A 20292-nucleotide genomic window follows, 5' to 3' on the forward strand; every position below is an offset into this window, starting at 1 on the left:
CAAGCTTGTATTGATCCATCCATCGGTGGGCTTTTCGCCCTATCCGCGTTTATCCGCGCAAATCCGTGGCAAAAAATGCTCTCCCCGCACGCCACCCACCGCCCCGCTACAATCAGGGGATTGTGACTTTTGCGGAGTGGTGATGAAGCTTGGTTCCCTGAAGGAAGGCGGGCGGGACGGCACCCTGGTCGTGGTCTCGCGTGACCTGTCGAGCGCGGTGCGCGCCACCGGGATCGCCACGACGCTGCAGCAGGCGCTCGAGGACTGGTCCAACATCGCGCCGCGCCTGGTCGCGCTGTCGGATGCGCTCAACGACGGCAGCGCCGACGGTGCCTTCGACCTGGAGCCGACGCAGTTGGCCGCGCCGCTGCCGCGCGCCTACGAATTCGTCGACGGCAGCGCCTACCTGCCACACGTCGAGCGCGTGCGCCGCGCCCGTGGCGCCGAGGTGCCCGAAAGCTTTTACACCGATCCGCTGATGTACCAGGCCACGAGCGCCGGCTTCCTTGGTCCGCGCGACCCGGTGCGGGTGATGAGCGAGGACTACGGCATCGACCTCGAGGCCGAGATCGTCGTCATCACCGATGACGTGCCGATGGCGGTCACGCCGGAGCAGGCTGCCGGCCACATCCAGCTCATCGGGCTGGTCAACGACGTCTCGCTGCGCAACCTGATCCCGGGCGAACTCGCCAAGGGCTTCGGCTTCCTGCAGTCCAAGCCGCGCTCGGCGCTGTCGCCGGTGTTCGTGACCCCCGACGAGCTGGGCGACGCCTGGCGCGGCAGCAAGCTGCACCGGCCGCTGGTGACCCACATCAACGGGGAATGGTTCGGCGCGCCGGAGGCCGGTGTCGACATGCAGTTCGATTTCGGACAGCTGGTCGCGCACGCGGCGAAGACGCGGCCGCTTTCGGCCGGAACCATCGTTGGTTCGGGGACGATCGCGAACCAGGACACCTCGTTGGGGGCGTCATGCTTCGCCGAAAAGCGGACCGTCGAGGCGCTGGAGCACGGGGCGCCGAAGACGCCGTTCATGTCGTTCGGCGACCGCGTGCGCATCGAGATGTTCGATGCCGGCGGTGCGACGATCTTCGGTGCCATCGAGCAGTTGATCGAACACCAGCCCGCGCCCTGAGCGCGGCTGGGCCTTGGGGCGGCATCACGGGGAGGGGGATGCATGGCGGCAGCAGGGGAGGTGGTCGCGGGCGGCAGCACCGGCAACGGCGCGCTGTGCCTGCATTCGTACTGGCGGTCGAGCGCTGCGTACCGCGTGCGCATCGGGCTCAACCTCAAGGGCCTGAAGTACGACATCGCGCCCGTGCACCTGGTGCGCGGCGGCGGTGAGCAGCATGCCCCTGGCTTCGCCGAGCTCAATCCGCAGGAGCTGGTGCCGGTGCTGCAGCATGGCCACCGCAACCTGCGCCAGTCGCTGGCGATCCTGGAATACCTGGACGAGATGTGGCCGGAGCCCTCGCTGCTTCCCGCCACGGCGCGCGATCGCGCGCGCGTGCGCGCCCTCGCGCAGGTGGTGGCCTGCGAGATCCACCCGCTCAACAACCTGCGCGTGCTGCAGTACCTCGAACACGACTGGGGCGTGCCCCAGCCCGAGCGCGAAGTGTGGGTGAAGCACTGGATCAACGGCGGCTTCCGCGCGCTCGAATCGCTGCTGGCCGACAATCCCTCGACCGGTGAATTCTGCGATGGCAACCAGCCAACCATCGCCGACTGCTGCCTGGTGCCGCAGGTCTACAACGCCCGCCGCTTCGGCGTGGACATGGCCGCCTATCCGGTGATCACGCGCATCGAGCAGCGCTGCCTGGCCGTGCCGGCCTTCGATGCCGCACGCCCGGAACGGCAGCCGGACGCGCCTCCCGCCTGAGAGGCGCGCCTGCCGGCGTCAGTGCGAGGACTGGCCGATGTCGAACATCTCGGCGTAGGGGTCGTGCTCGCCGTCGCCGCCCTCGGAAAGGCGGAACTTCAGGTCCAGGCCATCGCGCGAGTCGGAGGCGCGCAGCGCGGTTTCGCGCTCGATCCGGCCTTCCTTGTACAGCCGGAACAGGCACTGGTCGAAGCTCTCGATGCCCTCTTCCAGCGACTCCTCCATCGCCTGCTTGATCTCGTGCACCTGGCCGCGGCGCAGCAGGTCGCGGATCATCGGGGTGTTGATCAGGACCTCGGTCGCCGGCATGCGGCGGCCGTCGGTGCCCACCACCAGGCGCTGGCTGACCACCGCGCGCAGGTTGAGCGCCAGGTTCATCAGCACGTTCTTGTGCGCGGCCTCGGGGAAGAAGTTGAGGATGCGCTCGATGGTCTGGTCGGCGTTGTTGGAGTGCAGCGTCGCCAGGCACAGGTGCCCGGTTTCGGCGAAGGCGATCGCGGCCTCCATCGTGGTCGCATCCAGGATCTCGCCGATCAGGATGACGTCCGGCGCCTCGCGCATCGCGTTCTTCAGCGCGTTGTGGAAGGCGTGGGTGTCCAGGCCGACCTCGCGCTGGTTCACGATCGACTTCTTGTGCCGGTGCAGGTATTCGATCGGGTCCTCGATGGTGAGGATGTGCCCGGACGTGGTGCTGTTGCGGTGGTCGATCATCGACGCCAGCGTGGTGGACTTGCCCGAGCCCGTGGAGCCGACGATCAGCACCAGCCCGCGCGGGGCCATGATGATCTCCTTCAGCACCTGCGGCAGCTGCAGCTCCTCGATCGAGGGAATGGTGCTGCGGATCGCACGGATCACCATGCCGACTTCGCCGCGCTGCTTGAACACGTTCACGCGGAAGCGGCCGGACTCGGCCAGCGACAGCGCCATGTTCAGCTCCAGGTCGCGTTCGAACTGCGGCACCTGGCCTTCGTCCATCAGCGAATACGCGATCTTCTTGACCATGCCCGGAGGCAGGCCCGTGTTGCCGAGCGGGTAAAGCTTGCCCTCGACCTTGATATATACCGGCGCGCCGGTGGTCAGGAACATGTCGGAGGCGTTCTTCTCCGTCATCAGCTTCAGGAAGTAGCCGATGTCCATTTTGTGGGATTCCCCGTGTCGCGCCGCCGGACGATTGCGATCCGGGCGGATGCTGTTGACAATGGCCGGGCGTTTTCCCCAATCCGCGGCGGCCCCCTATGCGCACAAGCTTCGCACAATTCCCGAGACCCCTGCATGGCGCGTGTCTCGTTCTGGCCCTTGCCATGGCCGGCTGCGCCAGCCTGCCGCCGCCGACCGCCGAGCTTTACGCAGCGGGCCAGGCCGTCGCCCGGGCCGATGCGGCCGACGCCCAGCAGTACGCGCCACAGGACCTCGATCGCGCCCGAACGGCGCTCAGTCGCGCCCAGGCCGCGATGGCCGAAGGCAAGGAGCGCGATGCCCGCGCCCTGGCCGGGCTGTCCGAGGCGTCCGCCGATCTCGCCAGCGCCCGCAGTGCTCGGGCCCAGGCCGAGGCCGCCGTGGCGCAGCGCCGCGCCGAGGTGGCTTCACTCCGCCAGCGCCTTGGCATGGAGAACCCGCGATGAAGCGCCTGACCGCCGCCGCACTCGCGGCCCTGCTGATGCTCCCCGGCTTCGCGATGGCCCAGCAGCCGCGCGCCGCCACCGACGACGGCAGCGCCGCCCTTGAATCGCGTCTGCGCACGCTCGATTCCGATCCGGAGCGTGCCTCGCTGGCGGCCTATGAACGCCTGCGCGCGCGCCAGGCCATCGACGCACTGGTGGCCGCGCGCGGTGCCCAGGCCAAGGCCGACGCCCGCAACGTCGCCGAGTGGCGCGTGGACATCGTCGAAGCCGTCGCTGCCACGGAGCTGGCCCGGCGCGAGATCGACCGTCTCGACCGCGAGCGCAGCGAACTCCTGGTCGAGGCCAGCCGCCAGGACGCCGCCCGCGCCCGCGCCGAAGCCGAGCGCCTGCGCATCCAGGCCCGGATCCAGGCCGAGGAGGCCGAACGCCTGCGCCTGGAGGCGGAGATCGAGACCGGTGCCCGCCAGCGTGCCGAAGGCGTGCTCGACGACGTCGCCAGCACCCAGGCCGCGCGCCTGCGGGCCGCGCGCGAGCGCGAGGCCGAGCTCAAGCGCCAGGAAGCGGAGCTGCTGAAATCCCTGGAAGACACCCCGCGCTGAGGCGCGTCGCGGGGCGTTTCGGCAGCGGATTCCGGCTTCCCAGGCGCCGCTGGACGCTCCTTGAACGGATCCCCCGGGCGACCCTTGCCGCCCTTCCCGGGGAGGAGTAGGGTCGGTCCCAGAGGCGGATTCCACCCTCCGGCGGAACCGCCTCGCTGAAGGGTGACTCTGTGACGGAATCCAGCGACTCCAACGGGAATGTCGCCGCGGGCAAGCCCCCGCGGATGCTCCCGAGGGAGGGTGTCTGGAGCCTGCAGCGTCCCCTCCCCCCGATACGCCCCGTGCCGCAAGGCCCGGGGCGTTTTTGCATGCCCGTGCCCGATGCAGGCGCGGGCCCTGGCTGAAGGAGGTCTCCATGTTCGAAGGGCAACCCCAGGCGGAACTCGACGCGCTGTTCAAGGACAACCCCGAGTTCCGGCAGCTCTACCACCACCACAAGGAGCTGGACAAGAAAGTGCTCGATGCCGAGCTCGGCGTGCTGCCGATCGACGACACCACGCTCTCGCGGATGAAGCGCGAGAAGCTCGCCGCCAAGGACAAGCTGTCCGTGATGTACCAGACCCTCACCCACTGATTCCTGCGTCCCCCACGTAAGAAGCCCGGACTGTCGCGGGCGGCGGTGACCTTCCTCGTCGGAGGCCGCCGCCCGCGCCGGAGTGCTGGCCCCGGGCCTGCCCCGGCCGGCAGGCGATGCGATAATCGGCGCCCCACCGCACGACAGGCTGCCACGCATGCCGATCCACGATTCCGTCCTCGGGCTCATCGCCGACACGCCCATCGTCAAGGCCCGAGGCCTCGATGCCGGCCGCTGCGAGATCTATTTCAAGCTCGAGAGCCAGAATCCCGGCGGTTCCATCAAGGACCGCATCGGCCTGAGCATGATCCAGGCGGCCGAGAAGCGCGGCGACATCAAGCCCGGCGACACCCTGGTCGAGGGCACCGCCGGCAACACCGGCATCGGCCTGGCGCTGGTCGCCCAGCAGAAGGGCTACAAGCTCATCCTGGTGGTCCCGGACAAGATGAGCCGGGAGAAGATCTTCAACCTCAAGGCGATGGGCGCGGAAGTCGTGCTGACGCGGTCCGACGTCGCCAAGGGCCACCCCGATTACTACCAGGACCTCGCCGAGCGCATCGCCCGCGAGACCCCGGGCGCCTACTTCATCAACCAGTTCGGCAACCCCGACAACCCGGCCGCGCACCAATTCGGCACCGGTCCGGAGATCCTGCGCCAGATGGCCGAGGTCGGCGGCGTTGATGCCGTGGTCTTCGGCTGTGGCAGCTCGGGCACGATGAGCGGCCTCTCGCGCTGCTTCGCCGAGCACGCGCCGGATGTCGAGATGGTGCTGGCCGACCCCGTGGGTTCGATCCTGGCCGAGTACATCAACGAAGGCACCCTGTCCGAGAAGTCGGGGAGCTGGATGGTCGAGGGCATCGGCGAGGACTTCCTGCCGTCGATTTCCGACTTTTCCCGCGTCAAGAAGGCCTACGCGATCAGCGACAAGGAGAGCTTCCTGGCCGGGCGCGAGCTGCTGGCGAAGGAAGGCATCCTCGGCGGCTCCTCCACCGGCACCCTGCTGGCGGCGGCGCTGAAGTACTGCCGCGAACAGACGGAGCCGAAGAAGGTGCTGGTGTTCGTCTGCGACACCGGCAACAAGTACCTGTCGAAGATGTACAACGACTACTGGATGCTCGACAACGGCTTCATCGAGCGCGAGCAGCACGGCGACCTGCGCGACCTGATCCTGCGCCCGTTTTCCCAGCGCGACACCGTGGTGGTCGGCCCCAACGACCTGCTGGTGACCGCCTACCAGCGCATGAAGCTCTACGAGATCTCGCAGCTGCCGGTGATGGATGGCGAGCGCCTGGCCGGCATCCTCGACGAGTCCGACGTGCTGCTTCACGTCTACGGTGACGAGGCCCGGTTCCGCGACCCGGTGTCAACGGCCATGGTCAGCAAGCTCGAAGTGCTGGACGTGAAATCCCCGGTCGAGGCGCTGCTGCCCGTGTTCGACGGCGGCAAGGTCGCGATCGTGATGGACGGGGACCATTTCCTGGGCCTGATCACCCGGATCGACCTGCTGAACTGGTTGCGTCGACGGGTCAGCTGAGGGTCAGTTTGCGGGCGCCGGAGGGGCGGGGGCGGCAGGGGGCGGTGCTACAATTCAGGGTCTTTTACAGCGGAAATACAGCCATGCATGACGATCACGGCCGGGATGGCGCGGACTCCTCCGAGTGGGGCCACGGCACCAGGGCGATCCATGCCGGGCAGTCGCCGGATCCGTCGACCGGGGCGGTGATGGTGCCGATTTACGCGACCTCCACGTACGCGCAGTCCAGCCCCGGCGTGCACCAGGGTTTCGAGTATTCGCGCACGCACAACCCGACCCGCTTCGCCTACGAGCGCTGCGTGGCCGGGCTTGAGCGCGGCAGCCGCGGCTTCGCCTTCGCGTCGGGCCTGGCGGCGTCCTCGACGGTGCTCGAGCTCCTGGACAGCGGCGACCACGTGGTCGCCATGGATGACCTCTACGGCGGCAGCTACCGGCTGTTCGAGGGCGTGCGCCGCCGCAGCGCGGGGCTGGACTTCAGCTTCGTCGACCTGTCCGACGCCGCGGCCTTCGAGGCCGCGATCACGCCGAAGACCCGCATGGTGTGGATCGAGACGCCGACCAACCCGACGCTCAAGATCGTGGACATCCAGGCGGTCTCGGCCGTTGCACGCAAGCACGGGCTGCTGGTCGTGGTCGACAACACCTTCGCCTCGCCGATCCTGCAGCGTCCACTCGAACACGGCGCCGACCTCGTGCTGCATTCGGCCACCAAGTACCTCAACGGCCATTCCGACATGGTCGGCGGCATGGCGGTGGTGGGCGACAACACCGAACTTGCCGAACGGCTTGCCTACCTGCAGAACTCGGTGGGCGCGGTGCAGGGGCCGTTCGACAGCTTCCTCGCGCTGCGTGGCCTGAAGACGCTGCACCTGCGCATGCGTGCGCACTGCGACAACGCGCTGGCGCTGGCGAAGTTCCTCCAGGACCATGCCGCGGTCGCCGACGTCATCTATCCCGGCCTGCCATCGCACCCGCAGCATGCGCTGGCGATGCGGCAGATGGACGGCGGTGGCGGCATCATTTCGGTGCGCGTGAAGGGCGGCTACGAAGGCGCGAAGCGTTTCTGCGAGCGGCTCAAGCTGTTCACCCTGGCCGAGTCGCTCGGCGGCGTGGAAAGCCTCGTCAACCATCCCGCGGTGATGACGCACGCGTCCGTTCCCGCGGAGCGTCGCGAGGCGCTGGGCATCGGCGACGACCTGGTCCGCCTGAGCGTGGGCGTGGAGGACGTCGCGGACCTGTGTCGCGACCTCGACGAAGCGCTCGCATGAAGCGAGCGGTCGGCAGCGGTGCGATCGAACTCCTGCTGGAGCCGACGCACCACCTCGAGGCGATTCAGGACGAGGGCGGGGGGCAGGCATGGGCCGCAGTGGGCGTCGATCCGCAGTTCCTCGTCCGCCACGGCGGCGGTGAGCGCTTCGCCGCCGGCTGGTACCTGCTGGAGCTCGATATCGAAGTCGCCGACGGCTACTTCGACAACCCCTGTTTCTACCCCGACTATGGCGCGGGTGCCGGCGACGGCAGCCGCATCAATTTCGCGCCGACGGTGCAGGGCGGCAGGCCGCTGCGCGCGGTGGTCCGCCTGGACCATGACGTCGTCTCGCTGCGCTTCGATCCCTCGACCGCACCGTGCAGCTTCACCATCCGCCGCGCGGCGCTGGTGCCGATGGGCACGGTCACCGCGGCGGCACGCATGCTCGCGAAGCTGTGGACACGGCTCAACCGCGACCGGTCACTGTGGTCGTTCGCCGCGCGCGAGGCCTTCGACAGCTTCCGGGAAGGCGGCCTCGGCGGCTTCGGCGACTGGCTTTACCTGATGCACGAGGAGCGCGCGCGTGGTGGCGTGGTATCGCTCGACTACGGCGCATGGATCGAGCGCTTCGACCGGCTGTCGGACTCGGATGTGAACCTGGTGCGGCAGCGGTGCGAGCGCCTGGCCAGGCGTCCCCTGGTGTCGGTGCTGGTGCCGGTCTACAACACATCCGAAGCCTACCTTCGGCGCTGCATCGAAAGCGTCCGCGCGCAGTTCTATCCGCACTGGGAGCTGTGCCTGGCCGACGACGCCTCGCCCGATCCGCGCGTGGCCGAAGTGCTGGCCGAGTACGCGGCGCTGGATCCGCGCATCCGCGTGGTCCACCGCGAGCGCAACGGACATATCTCCGAAGCCTCCAACACCGCCCTGGAAGTCGCCCGCGGGGAATACGTGGCGCTGCTTGACCACGATGACGAGATCGCCCCGCACGCGCTGTACCTGATCGTGAAGGCGATCAACGAACAGCCAGGGCTCAAGCTGCTGTATTCCGACGAAGACAAGCTCGACGCGAACGGGATCCGCTTCGACCCGTACTTCAAGCCGGACTGGAACCCGGAACTGCTGCGCAGCCAGAACTACCTGTGCCACCTGGGGGTCTACGACGCCGCGCTCGTGCGCGCCGTGGGCGGCTTCCGCCGCGGCTTCGAGGGCAGCCAGGACCACGACCTCGCCCTGCGCTGCGCCGCGCGCCTGTCTCCGGCCGAGATCGGGCACGTGCCGCACGTGCTGTACCACTGGCGGGCCATCGAAGGATCGACCGCACTGTCGGGCAGCGCCAAGGAGTACACGGAGGCCGCAGGCCGCAAGGCGATCGAGGAGCATCTGGAAGCCACCGGCGACCGGGGTGCGCGCGTGGAATGCGTCACCGGTGGGTACCGCGTGCACTATGCAGTCCCGGCCCCGGCGCCACGGGTCAGCCTGGTGATCCCGACCCGCGACCGGGTGGACCTGATGCGCACCTGCGTCGAAAGCATCACCCGCCTGACCCGGTACCCGGACTACAACCTGCTCATCGTCGACAACCAGTCCAGCGACCCCGAGACGCTGGAGTACCTGCGTGCGATCGACGGCAACGGGCTGGTCCGCGTGCTGCGCGACGACCAGCCGTTCAACTACTCGCGCATCAACAACGCCGCGGTGCGCGCGAGCGACGGTGCCATCGTGGGCCTGGTCAACAACGACATCGAGGCGATCCATCCCGGCTGGCTCGAAGAGATGGTCGGACATGCCGTCCGGCCGGGCACCGGCACGGTCGGCGCGATGCTCTATTACCCGGACGACCGCATCCAGCATGCGGGCGTGGTCATCGGGCTGGGCGGCGTCGCCGGCCACGCCTACGTCGGGCTGCCGCGCGGCTACCCCGGCCAGCAGAACCGTGGCCTGCTCGCGCAGAACATGACGGCGGTGACTGCCGCGTGCCTGCTGGTGCGACGCGAGGTCTTCGACGAGGTCGATGGCCTGGACGAATCCCTGGAAGTCGCGTTCAACGACGTGGACTTCTGCCTGCGGGTTGCGGAACGCGGTTACTACAACGTCTGGACGCCCTGGGCCGAGCTGTACCACCACGAATCGGCGTCGCGCGGCTACGAGGACAGTCCCGAGAAAAAGGCGCGCTTTTCGCGCGAGGTGAACGCCATGGTCGCGCGCTGGGGCAAGGCACTGCGCTGGGATCCGGCATACAACCCGAACCTGGGGCTGGAAGGACACGATTTCCCGCTGGCGATCCCGCCGCGACTGCCGTTGAAACAGGCGTTGCGCGGCAGCGTCGCCGCCTGCGTCCGGCCCGATCCCGCGCTGCGCCGCGGCGTCGACATGTCGAGCCTGCGCCAGGCGGGGGGCTGAGATGGGGGCGGTACGTCCGCTGCCCTGGCCGCTGGCGCCCTGGGGCGCCTTTGGCCGCTATCGCGACCTGACGAAGGAGCTCGTGCGGCGCGACGTGCTCGGGCGCTACCGCGGTGCCAACTTCGGCATGCTCTGGTCCCTGATCGGGCCGCTGATGCTGTTGGCGATCTACACCATCGCCTTCGGCGAGGTCCTGGGCAGCCGCTGGAACCAGGCCTCGGGCGACACGGCCGCGTTCGGTATCGTGCTGTTCCTGGGCATCATCGTGCACGGCTTTTTCGCGGAGTGCTTCGCGCGTTCGCCGCGGTTGATGATGGACAACGCCAACTACGTCAAGCGCGTGGTGTTCCCGCTCGACATCCTGGCCTGGTCGGTGGTGCTTTCGGCGCTGTTCCACATGGTGATGAACCTGATGGTGTTCGCGGTGCTGAACTGGCTGTTCTTCGGCGGATTCTCGCCCACCATCTGGTTGCTGCCGGTGGTGCTGGCGCCGCTGGTACTGCTGACCGTGGCCACCTGCTGGCTGGTGTCCTCGCTTGGTGTGTACATCCGTGACATCAGCCAGGCCGTGCCGGTGGTGGTCACCGCGCTGCTGTTCCTCTCCTCGGCGATCGTGCCCGTCGACACGCTGCCGCCGAAGTACCAGTTCGTGTTCTCGCTCAATCCGCTGACCTTCTTCATCGACGAAGTGCGCGAAGTCGCGCTCTGGGGCCGCTACCCCGACTGGGCCGGGCTGTCGCGCTACGCGCTGGGCAGCGTGCTGGCCGCCTACGTTGCCCACGCGTGGTTCCGTGTCACCAGCAAGGGGTTCGCCGATGTCCTCTGAGGTGGTGATCAGCCTGCGCGGGATCGGCAAGTCGTTCCCCGTCGCCGACAAGCCCTACAAGCGCCTGGCGCAGGTGCTGCTGCCCGGCCTGGCGCGAGGCGGCGAATTCCATGCGCTGCGCGACGTCGACCTGGAGGTGCGGCGCGGGGAGGCCGTGGGCATCATCGGCCGCAACGGCTCGGGCAAGTCCACGCTGCTGCAGGTGATCGCCGGGATCCTGCAGCCGGGCACCGGCACACTGAAGGTGTCTGCGCGGATCGCGGCGCTGCTGGAACTGGGCGCCGGCTTCAATCCCGAGTTCACCGGCCGCGAGAACATCCGCCTCAACGCCAGCCTGCTTGGCCTGGACGCGCGCCAGATCGACGAGCGCATGGACGCGATCATCGGCTTCGCCGAGATAGGCGAGCATGTCGACCAGCAGGTCAAGACCTACTCCAGCGGCATGTTCGTCCGCCTGGCCTTCGCGGTCGCGGTGCACACCGATCCCGACGTGCTGATCGTCGACGAGGCGCTGTCTGTCGGCGACATCTACTTCCAGCGCAAGTGCCACCGCCGGATCGAGGAGCTGCGCCAGCAAGGCTGCACGCTGCTGTTCGTGACCCATGCGATCGACTCGCTGCTGCGGCTGTGCGATCGCGGCGTCGTGATCGATGCCGGACGGGTGCTGTACGACGGCGAGGTCGGCCAGGCGGTCAAGGAATACCTGCGCCTGGTATTCGGCGACAACAGCACCGGCGGCGGGGACGAACCGGTGCCCGCACAGGCCCTCGCCGGTGGCGGCGACAGTGACGGCGCGGATGAAGCCGACGACGAACTGGCCGTGTTCCTCCGCGGCGGCGGACGCGACCACTTCGCGAAGCGTGCCGGCTACAACCGCGACGAGACCCGCGTGGGCAACGGGGAAGCGATCACCTGCGACTACCTGGTCACCGGCAGCCATGGACACGGGCCGGTGGTCGCCGCGCGCGAGCCGTTCACCGTGCGCGTGCGCTACCTGTTGCCGACCGCGCTCGACAATCTGGTCTTCGGCGTCCGCCTGTGCACCATCAGCGGCACCGTGCTGTACAGCTGCAACACGATGGTTTCCAGCGGCTGCCTGTATCGCGCCGAGGCGGGCACGGTCGCGGTGGCGGCGTTCGACATGCGCTGTTCGCTGCTGCGCGGCCACTATTTCCTGACGGTCGGCGTGTCGCGCTACGACCCGTCGGGCAACGAGTACGTCGCGCTCGACCGGCGCGTGGATGCGATCGTCCTCACGGTGACCGGCCCGGACACGCATGCGGAGGGCGTGACCGACCTCGAGGCCGGGATATCGATGTCCGCGGCCGGCGCCGGCGCGATCGGGATCATGCGATGACGGGATCATTCCAGGACCGGCTGCTGGTGTCGTGCCCCAACGCCAATGGCGGCCTGCTGCTGCTGGACGGCATGGAGGTGGAGCGCCTGTCCCCGATCCAGACCACCGGCATCTGCGCAGTGCCCGGCGGCTTCCTGTGGGCGCGCCAGTCGGGCGACAGCAACGTGCTGCGCCGCGCGGTCGACGGCGGGTTCTCCACCACCATGCTGGCCGAGGATGTCCTCGACCTGCATGACGTTGCCTGGCATGGCGGGCAGGCCTGCGTGGTTGCCACCGCGCGCAACGCGGTGCTCCAGCTTGACGCCGACATGCGCGAGACGCGGCGCTGGGCGCTGCGCGGCGAACGCGACAGCGCGCACCTGAATTCGATCTGCTTCCACGACGGCCGCCTGCTTGCGTCGAGGTTCGGGCAGTTCGACACCCATCGCGGCTACAAGGGCGCCACCGCCGGCGCCGGCGAGGTGTTCGACGTCGAGACCGGCGAGGTGCTGGTCGCGGGCCTGTCGCAGCCGCATTCGCTGGCATCGCAGGACGGTGTGCTCTGGCTGTGCGATTCCGAGGCGCGACGCATCGTCGCCTGGCGGGGTCCGGACCAGCCGCTGCAGGCGCAGGGGCTCGACGGGTATGCGCGCGGACTGGCCTTCGGCCGTGACCGGATCTACGTGGGCCTGAGCCGCAGCCGCAACGCGCCGGACCCTGCGCTGGCGCGCGCGCGCATCGTGGTCCTGGACCGGCTGACGCTCGAGGTGCTGGGTTCGGTCGAGCTTCCGGCGGACGAGGTCTACGACATCGTGATCGTCGACGGTGATGTCGACGCGCTGCGCAGGTCCGCGCTGGCGGAGGTGAATGCCGAACTCGTGGCCACGGAGCAGCAGCGCGGGGCGGTCGATGCGGTCGTGGCCGACCGCGACGCGCGCCTGTCCGCGATGGGAGGGCGGTTGGCCCTGGCCAGCGAGGCCCACGCCGCAGCCCAGGCCCACCTCGTCCAGGTCCTGCACCGCGAGGAAGAGAAGGAATTCCGCCTGCAGTGCCTCGAGGCGGACGCGCTGTCGGACGCCGAATGGGTCAAGTTGCTCGAAGCCGAAGCCGTGCGCCTGCGCAGCGGGGTCGATGCGCTGCAGGGCGCGGTGCGCGAGCAGTCACGGCTGCTGCAGGCATGGCAGCAGACGGTGTCGGCGCTTCGTGGGTCGCGCTCGTGGCGGGTCACCCGGCCGCTGCGCTGGCTGGCCACGAAGCTCGGCCGTCCCGCGGAGGACGACGGAAACCCGGCGCTCCCGGTGGCGCTTCCCGCACCGATCGACCTCGCGGAGCCCCGGCGCGCCGGCCTTCCGATCCACGGCCTCCAGTTCGCCACCCACGATGCCCCGCTGGTCAGCATCGTCGTGACCGCCCACGGCGGCTTCGCCATGACCCTGGCCTGCCTGCGGTCGATCCGTCGCCATGCCGGCGACATCGTGGTGGAAGTGCTGCTGATCGAGGACGCCTCGGGCGAAGCGGAGATGGAGCGCTTCCGCAGCGTGCCCGGGCTGCGCTACGTCGAGAATCCCGCGAACCTCGGGTTCCTGCGCTCGGCCAACCAGGCCCTGGTGCTCGCGCGCGGCGAGTACATCCACTTCCTCAACAACGACACGATCGTCGGCGCCGGCTGGCTTGACGCATTGCTGCAGACGTTCGCGCGCTTCCACGATTGCGGCCTCGCCGGATCGCGGCTCGTCTATCCCGATGGCCGCCTGCAGGAGGCGGGCGGCGTGGTCTGGAACGACGGTCGCGCGCTCAACTACGGCCGCGACGGCGATCCCGCAGGCCCGGACCATGCCTTCGTGCGCGAGGTCGACTATGTCTCCGGTGCCGCGATGCTGGTGCGCAGCGGTCTGTTCAGGCACCTGGGTGGCTTCGACGAGCGCTACGCACCCGCGTACTACGAAGATACCGACCTGGCCTTCCGCATCCGCGAGGACGGCGGCTTCCGGGTCTACTACCAGCCGGCTTCGGTGGTGCGCCACGTCGAGGGCGCGTCCCACGGCACCGACGTCGATGCGGGCGGCAAGGCGGGACAGGAAGCCAACCGCGCCACCTTCGCCGCGCGCTGGAAGGACGTGCTTGCGCGGGACCAGTTGCCGCCCGGCGCGCACCTGTTCCTGGCCCGCGAGCGCGCCCAACGCAAGCCGGTCGTGCTGGTGGTGGACCGGACGCCCCCGCGCCCCGACCGGGACGCGGGATCGCGCGCGATCTGGCAGCTGATGCGGGTGCTCGGCCTGCACGGCATGCTGGTCAAGTTCTGGGCCGAGGAAGCCGATGCCGACGGTGTCTACGCCGCGAGCCTCGCCGCGCACGGCATCGAACTGGCATCGGGCACCGGCGCCGGCTTCGGGGAATGGATGGCGGCCAACGGCGCCTACCTCGACCTCGTGGTGCTCAGCCGTCCGCTGGTCGCGCATCGCCACCTTGATGCGGTGCGCAGTCACAGCGCCGCGAAGATCCTGTTCTATGGCCACGATATCCACCATCTGCGCTACATCAGCCAGATGCGCGTGGATCCGGACCCCGACCTCGCCGGCCACGCCCACCATGCACGCGAGGTCGAGGAAGCCCTGTGGCGCAGCGCCGACCTGGTGGCCTATCCGTCGGACGAGGAAAGCAGGCACGCCGGCCAGTGGATGCGCCAGCACGACGCGCCGGGCCAGACGGTGACGGTGCCCCTGTTCGCCTACGAGGGCTTGCCCGACGAGGTGGGCGAGGATCTCGCCGCGCGGCGGAACATCCTGTTCGTCGGCGGCTTCGGGCACGCACCCAACGAAGACGGTGCGATCTGGTTCGTGCGGTATGTCTGGCCGTTGATCCAGCGAGGACATCCCGGCTACCGGCTCTGCCTGGTCGGGTCCGATCCGCCGGACACCGTCGCTGCTCTTTCCCGCTCGGACGTGCTGGTGACGGGACATGTTCCCGAACACGAACTGGTGAACTATTACCGCAGCGCCAGGCTCGTGGTGGCACCGCTGCGCTTCGGCGCGGGCGTCAAGGGCAAGGTGCTCGAAGCGATGCGCCACGGCGTTCCCTGCGTCACCACCGGCGTCGGCGCGCAGGGACTGGGCGCTGCCGATTGCCTGCGGGTGGCCGACGATCCGGCGACGTTTGCCACGCTGGTCGGTGACCTCATCGATGACGATGCCGCGTGGATGGATGCTGCGCGTGGCGGGCTCGATTTCCTCGCCCGGAACTTTTCGGTCGACGCGGTATGGCGTGCGCTGTCGCCGGTGGTCGATGGTGCCGGGCATGCCGACGTCGCCGCTCGCCTGGCCGCGGTGGAGGCCGCGGGGCGCCGACGGCACGATGGGCCGGTCGGTTAGAATCGGCGCCCCGGGCCCGCGTTTACGGCCTGGACCCCCACGACAGGATCGCCGCATGAGCACCTACACCACCGCAGCCTGGCTGGCCCCGCTCGCACTCGTCCTGCTTGCAGGCTGCGGGCGCCAGGATGAAGGAACGGCCACCCCGAACCCGTCGCCGTCCATTGCAGGAGTGGCGGACACGGCCTTCGTCGCAACGACGCTGCCGGCGCTCGACCCCACCGCGGTCGCGCGCTGTTCCATCGACAAGGTGGGCGGGCAGCCGAAGCAGCAGGGACCGCATGCGGCCACCGGCACCACGGTGCTGGTCGAAGGCTGGGTCGCCGACGCCGCGCTGAAGGTTCCGGCCGAGTTCTCCGTGGTGCTCACCGGCACCGGCACCTATGCCGTCCGGAGCGAGGCCAAGGTTGCACGCGAGGACGTCGCTTCGGTGCTGGGATCCCCCGACCTCGCCATGTCAGGCTTCGGAGTCAGCGGCTCGCTGGCGCAGGTGCCCGCGGGCGAATACACCATCGAGCTTCTGGTCGCGCATGGCGACGGCCGCCATTCGCTCTGCGCCACCGGCGCGCGCCTGGCCGTGGATCCGGCGGGCTGAGCGCGACGCCCCGGCTCAGGCCGGGGTCGGACCCCCGTCGCGCCGCGGTGCCGGCGCCGCGGCGGCACCGCCTGCGGAGTACTCGAGGCGCTGCATCCTCAGGTCGATGCGCTCGAGCAGCTTGCGGTTCACCGTGATCATGTCGGCGATCAGCGCGATCATGACCATCAGCGCGCCCAGGATCAGCATCACCGCGCCGAAGATCAGCGACTGCACGTGGCCGCCACCCGAGCCGGTGGCGTAGTAGTACAGGAAGCGGCAGGCCAGCAGCAGGCCGCCCAGCATCAGCGCGAAGCCGGGCAGCATGAAGAACGTCACCGGCCGGTAGATCACGAAGATCCTGAGGATGGTCACCAGCGAGCGGCGCACGTAGCTGGAGATGCTCTTGACCAGCCGCGACGGGCGCAGGTCCTCGTTGGTGCGGATCGGCACCGAGACCACCCGCATGTTGCTCTGCCCCGCCTGGATGATCGTCTCCAGGGTGTAGGTGTAGGGGTTGAAGACGTTGAGGCGCATGGCGGTCTCGCGCGAGATGGCGCGGAATCCGCTGGGCGCGTCGCGGACGTCGGTCATGCTGGCCTGGCGCACCGCCCAGCTGCCGAGGTGCTGGAGCTTCTTCTTGATCCAGGAGAAGTGCTCGGTATCCGCGATCGGGCGCGCACCCACCACCATGTCCGCGCTACCGGCCAGGATCGGCGCGGTGAGCTTGGGGATATCGCGCGCTTCGTACTGGTTGTCGGCATCGGTATTGACGATGACATCGGCACCCAGTGCCAGGCCGGCCTCGAGGCCGGTCATGAACGCCGCCGCCAAGCCCCGGTTCACGGGATGGCGCACCACGTGGTCCACGCCGAGTTCCACGGCGAGCTCGGCGGTGCCGTCGACCGAACCGTCGTCGATCAGCAGCCACTCCACGCTGTCGAATCCAGGCACTTCGCGGGGCAGGGCGCCGATGGCGATCGCCAGCGTGCCTGCTTCGTTGAGGCACGGCATCTGGATGATGAGCTTCATCGTGCGGGAGACCCGGTTCCAAAGGGGCCGATATGGTAGCTGATCACTCGCAACCGGCCGGCGACAGGATGAGATCGCCGCCGCCGGCGGCTTCCACCACCAGCGAGAGCTGGCAGGTGGAGGTGCCGGCGGGCACATCCGGCACTTCGATCTCGAAGCCCGAGGTACCGGCGTTGTCGCTGCCCAGGGCGGCAGCCACGTCGGGTCGCGCCATTCCGGTCGCGAAGCGTCCCAGCGCTTCGCCCCCGGCCATCACCACCAGCGCGTCGACGTCGCACATGCAGCGCGTGTCGAAGGCCCAGCCGCGCAGGCGCGCGCGGTCGCCGGTGATCCCGGCCTCGTCGAGACTGCCCCGCAGCCTGTCCGCAGGAGGCGGTGCCGGTGCCGCGGCTGCCGCCGCCGCGGCCTCGGCGACTGCCCCGACCTGGTCCACCAGGAGGCGCGGCACCGACGCCCAGAAGGCGACGATGGCCGACACGGTGAATGCAACAGCGAGCAGCCGTCGCGGCCGGCGCCGGGTCTCCAGCAGGAAGGCGGGCATCCACAGCCCCGGCAGCAGGAACAGGAAGTAGCGCGGCTGCAGACCGGCCAGGAGACCGGTGGCCCGGTACCCGATGTAGGTCGTGTACCAGTGCACGGCGGCCATCCCGATGATTGCGAGGCCGAATGCATCGGTGGCGCGCGCCACCGCCGGTGCCACGCCACGCCGCGCCGCGCGTGGACGGGCCACAAGCCAGGCCAGGAGGGGCAGCACGAACATCAGCTGGAGCACGTGCTCGCCGGCGGGCGTGAACGGCTTGAACGGCGCGTGCGACATCACCAGGGGCAGGCGGTCGAACATGATCTGCGCGTAGCGCTGCGCGAAGCGCGCCGGAACCATCGGGTCCGCCGGGGGCACGGCATCCGTGTACAGGGTGCCCGGGGCCGGCAGGAACGTGCCGTGCACGAACCAGGCGTAGGCGTACCAGGCCACGCACACCGCGCCCGCCAGGCCCAGCCACGCCACGCAAGCGGCGTGGCGGCGGAGCAGCGCGGGCAACTGCCGCCAGAACGGCGCCAGGCTGGCGGCGACGAACATCACGAGGAACGCGGCCACCGTCGCCTTCGTGAGCATGGTGACTACCAGTCCCGCGGCCATTGCCACGTGCGCACCCCGGCCGGGGCGCCCCGACACGAACTCGCGCGCAGCCCCGAGCAGGAACAGCGGCGGACCCACGGCCGCCAGGGTGTCGTTGTTCACGCTGCCGGCCAGGAACCCGTACATCGGTACCGCCGCCGTGGCCAGCGCCAGCAGCCAGGGCGCGCCGCGGCCCAGGCCCAGTTCGCGGCCGAGCAGCAGCCACAGCGCGAACGCGCACGCCGCGAACACGGCGCTGACCGCGCGCAGGGGCACAAGGTCGGTAAAGGGGTCGAGGCCGGCCATCGCCGCCACTGCGCCAAGGGCGGTGTAGTACAGCGGCGGGTGCGTCAGGTAGTTGGCCTGCGACGAATCGCGGATGCGGCCCTCCGCGTAATCGGGCAGGCCCGCCTGGGCGGCGTCCCGCACGTAAGAGAGGTGCGCCAGCTCATCGGGTGGGATCCCCGGCGGCGTGGCCTGCAGCAGGACCCAGGCCTGCATCAGGATGAACAGCGCGGGCAGGGCCACCCACCAGGCGGGCCAGCGTCCGCCGGACGTGTCGCGGATCGGGTTCATCAGGGTGGTGACTCGGAAACGGAGCGGCAAGGATGCCGGGAAGCCAGGATCAAGTCGAACCGCGGCATTGTCCGAAGGGGCGATGGGGCACCGTCCCGGGCGTGGCTAGAATGTGGTGTCCGGTCACCCCGAGGATCCACCATGGTTGCAGCCAGTTCCCAGCATTCCGCCGGAAAGGTCCGGCCCGACGCGGTCGCCGCCCTGGCGGACATCGTCGCCGACGGGCAGACGCTCGCGGTCGGCGGGTTCGGCCTGTGCGGCATCCCCGAGGCCCTGATCGCGGCCCTGCGCGACTCGGGGGTGTCGGGGCTTACCGTGATTTCCAACAACGCCGGCGTCGACGGCTTCGGACTCGGCCAGCTGCTGGAGACCCGGCAGATCCGCAAGATGATTTCGTCCTACGTGGGCGAGAACAAGGAGTTCGAGCGCCAGTTCCTGGGCGGCGAGCTCGAGCTCGAGTTCAATCCGCAGGGCACCCTGGCCGAGCGCCTGCGCGCCGGCGGCGCCGGGATCCCGGCCTTCTTCACCGCCACCGGCTACGGCACGGTGGTGGCGGAAGGCAAGGAAACCCGCGAATTCGACGGCAAGCATTACGTCATGGAGACCGCGCTGGTCGCCGACGTGGCGCTGGTCAAGGCGTGGAAGGCGGACAAGGCCGGCAACCTGGTCTTCCGCAAGACCGCGCGCAACTTCAACCCGGCCTGCGCCATGGCCGGCAATGTGTGCGTCGTCGAGGTCGAGGAACTGGTGGAGGTGGGCGACCTCGAACCCGACCAGGTCCATCTGCCCGGCATCTACGTCGACCGCATCGTGGTCAACGCTTCGCCCGAGAAGCGCATCGAGCAGCGCACCGTGCGCGAAGGAGGCAAGTAATGGCCTGGACCCGCGACCAGATGGCACAGCGCGCCGCGCGTGAGCTTGCCGATGGCATGTACGTCAACCTCGGCATCGGCCTGCCGACGATGGTGGCCAACCACATCCCCGAGGGCGTGGACGTGTGGCTGCAGTCGGAGAACGGCCTGCTGGGCATCGGCCCCTTCCCGACCGAGGACGAACTCGACGCCGACCTGATCAACGCTGGCAAGCAGACCGTGACCGCGCGCGCTGGCGCCAGCTACTTCGGCAGCCACGATTCCTTCGCGATGATCCGCGGCGGCCACATCGACCTGGCCATCCTTGGCGCCATGGAAGTCACCGACAAGGGCGACCTCGCGAACTGGATGGTGCCGGGCAAGATGGTCAAGGGCATGGGCGGTGCGATGGACCTGGTCGCCGGCGTGAAGCGCGTGGTCGTGCTGATGGAGCATTGCACCAAGGGCGGCGAGCCGAAGATCCTGCCCGAGTGCACGCTGCCGCTGACGGGGGTGGGCGTGGTCAGCAGGATCATCACCGACCTGGCGGTGTTCGACGTGACGCCCGGTGGGCTGGTGCTCGTGGAAACCGCCGAGGGCGTGGACGAGGCGCTGCTGCGCGAACGCACGGGCGTCCCCATCACGATCGGCTGAACGGGCCGGCTGCGGCCTGCGGCGGGGACCCGGGCGCCCGTCCCGTGACAGACGAACCCGGCCGCCGCCCGGCGGGACGGAGCACTGCATCGAAGCCCCGG

Annotated in this window: 17 protein-coding genes; 14 read left to right on the forward strand and 3 right to left on the reverse strand. The window is 69.3% G+C overall.

Translation table 11 applies throughout. From position 1 onward, the window contains the following. Nucleotides 1–142: 142 nt before the first annotated feature. Both ACW5F0_RS09300 and maiA read left to right on the forward strand, forming a co-directional pair. A complete protein-coding gene (locus ACW5F0_RS09300; protein WP_456963655.1) occupies nt 143–1132 on the forward strand; it encodes a fumarylacetoacetate hydrolase family protein in 990 nt (329 codons plus the stop codon). A gap of 42 nt (nt 1133–1174) precedes the next feature. Further along, nucleotides 1175–1876 (forward strand): maleylacetoacetate isomerase, encoded by a 702-nt coding sequence (maiA, locus tag ACW5F0_RS09305; RefSeq protein ID WP_456963656.1) that lies wholly within the window; start codon nt 1175–1177, stop codon nt 1874–1876. An 18-nt stretch (nt 1877–1894) separates the two neighbouring features. On the opposite strand, the gene ACW5F0_RS09310 is transcribed toward maiA, so the two are convergent. Next, nucleotides 1895–3013, reverse strand: coding sequence for a PilT/PilU family type 4a pilus ATPase (locus ACW5F0_RS09310; RefSeq protein ID WP_456963657.1), 1119 nt, complete (start codon nt 3011–3013; stop codon nt 1895–1897). Between the two features lie 164 nt (nt 3014–3177). Here ACW5F0_RS09310 and ACW5F0_RS09315 point away from each other — a divergent pair, with 164 nt between their 5' ends. From ACW5F0_RS09315 to ACW5F0_RS09360, 10 genes are all read left to right on the forward strand, one after another. Beyond that, nucleotides 3178–3498 carry a DUF4398 domain-containing protein gene (locus ACW5F0_RS09315; RefSeq protein ID WP_456963658.1) on the forward strand — a complete coding sequence of 107 codons (321 nt, stop codon included), beginning with the start codon at nt 3178–3180 and terminating at the stop codon, nt 3496–3498. Next, nucleotides 3495–4097, forward strand: coding sequence for a hypothetical protein (locus ACW5F0_RS09320; protein WP_456963659.1), 603 nt, complete (start codon nt 3495–3497; stop codon nt 4095–4097). The genes ACW5F0_RS09315 and ACW5F0_RS09320 overlap by 4 nt, the downstream gene beginning before the upstream one ends. A 355-nt stretch (nt 4098–4452) precedes the next feature. Then, nucleotides 4453–4671 (forward strand): YdcH family protein, encoded by a 219-nt coding sequence (locus ACW5F0_RS09325; RefSeq protein ID WP_456963660.1) that lies wholly within the window; start codon nt 4453–4455, stop codon nt 4669–4671. A gap of 157 nt (nt 4672–4828) precedes the next feature. Beyond that, complete coding sequence (locus ACW5F0_RS09330; protein ID WP_456963661.1) at nt 4829–6205, forward strand: pyridoxal-phosphate dependent enzyme; 1377 nt, start codon at nt 4829–4831, stop codon at nt 6203–6205. An 83-nt stretch (nt 6206–6288) separates the two neighbouring features. Next, nucleotides 6289–7473, forward strand: a complete 1185-nt coding sequence (locus tag ACW5F0_RS09335) for a cystathionine gamma-synthase (protein WP_456999611.1) — start codon at nt 6289–6291, stop codon at nt 7471–7473. Continuing rightward, entirely contained in the window at nt 7470–9857 is a 2388-nt protein-coding gene (locus ACW5F0_RS09340) for a glycosyltransferase family 2 protein (protein ID WP_456999612.1), read from the forward strand. Before ACW5F0_RS09335 ends, ACW5F0_RS09340 begins: the two co-directional genes overlap by 4 nt. A 1-nt stretch (nt 9858) precedes the next feature. Continuing rightward, on the forward strand, nt 9859–10683 hold the full coding sequence (locus ACW5F0_RS09345) for an ABC transporter permease (protein WP_456963664.1): 825 nt from the start codon (nt 9859–9861) through the stop codon (nt 10681–10683). After that, nucleotides 10673–12040 (forward strand): ABC transporter ATP-binding protein, encoded by a 1368-nt coding sequence (locus ACW5F0_RS09350; protein ID WP_456999613.1) that lies wholly within the window; start codon nt 10673–10675, stop codon nt 12038–12040. Before ACW5F0_RS09345 ends, ACW5F0_RS09350 begins: the two co-directional genes overlap by 11 nt. After that, nucleotides 12037–15387 carry a glycosyltransferase gene (locus tag ACW5F0_RS09355; RefSeq protein ID WP_456999614.1) on the forward strand — a complete coding sequence of 1117 codons (3351 nt, stop codon included), beginning with the start codon at nt 12037–12039 and terminating at the stop codon, nt 15385–15387. The genes ACW5F0_RS09350 and ACW5F0_RS09355 overlap by 4 nt, the downstream gene beginning before the upstream one ends. A gap of 55 nt (nt 15388–15442) precedes the next feature. Continuing rightward, nucleotides 15443–15982 carry a hypothetical protein gene (locus ACW5F0_RS09360; RefSeq protein WP_456999615.1) on the forward strand — a complete coding sequence of 180 codons (540 nt, stop codon included), beginning with the start codon at nt 15443–15445 and terminating at the stop codon, nt 15980–15982. 15 nt (nt 15983–15997) lie between these two features. Here the strand turns inward: ACW5F0_RS09360 and ACW5F0_RS09365 are convergent, their stop codons facing one another. Further along, the gene (locus ACW5F0_RS09365) at nt 15998–16993 is read right to left on the reverse strand and encodes a glycosyltransferase family 2 protein (RefSeq protein ID WP_456963668.1); all 996 of its coding nucleotides are present in this window, start codon (nt 16991–16993) and stop codon (nt 15998–16000) included. Nucleotides 16994–17036: 43 nt separating this feature from the next. After that, the gene (locus ACW5F0_RS09370; RefSeq protein WP_456963669.1) at nt 17037–18686 is read right to left on the reverse strand and encodes a DUF2142 domain-containing protein; all 1650 of its coding nucleotides are present in this window, start codon (nt 18684–18686) and stop codon (nt 17037–17039) included. Between the two features lie 141 nt (nt 18687–18827). Here ACW5F0_RS09370 and ACW5F0_RS09375 point away from each other — a divergent pair, with 141 nt between their 5' ends. Next, nucleotides 18828–19559 (forward strand): CoA transferase subunit A, encoded by a 732-nt coding sequence (locus ACW5F0_RS09375; protein ID WP_456999616.1) that lies wholly within the window; start codon nt 18828–18830, stop codon nt 19557–19559. Next, on the forward strand, nt 19559–20191 hold the full coding sequence (locus ACW5F0_RS09380) for a CoA transferase subunit B (protein WP_456963671.1): 633 nt from the start codon (nt 19559–19561) through the stop codon (nt 20189–20191). Before ACW5F0_RS09375 ends, ACW5F0_RS09380 begins: the two co-directional genes overlap by 1 nt. Nucleotides 20192–20292: the final 101 nt, after the last annotated feature.

Source organism: Luteimonas sp. A534, from assembly GCF_054072805.1.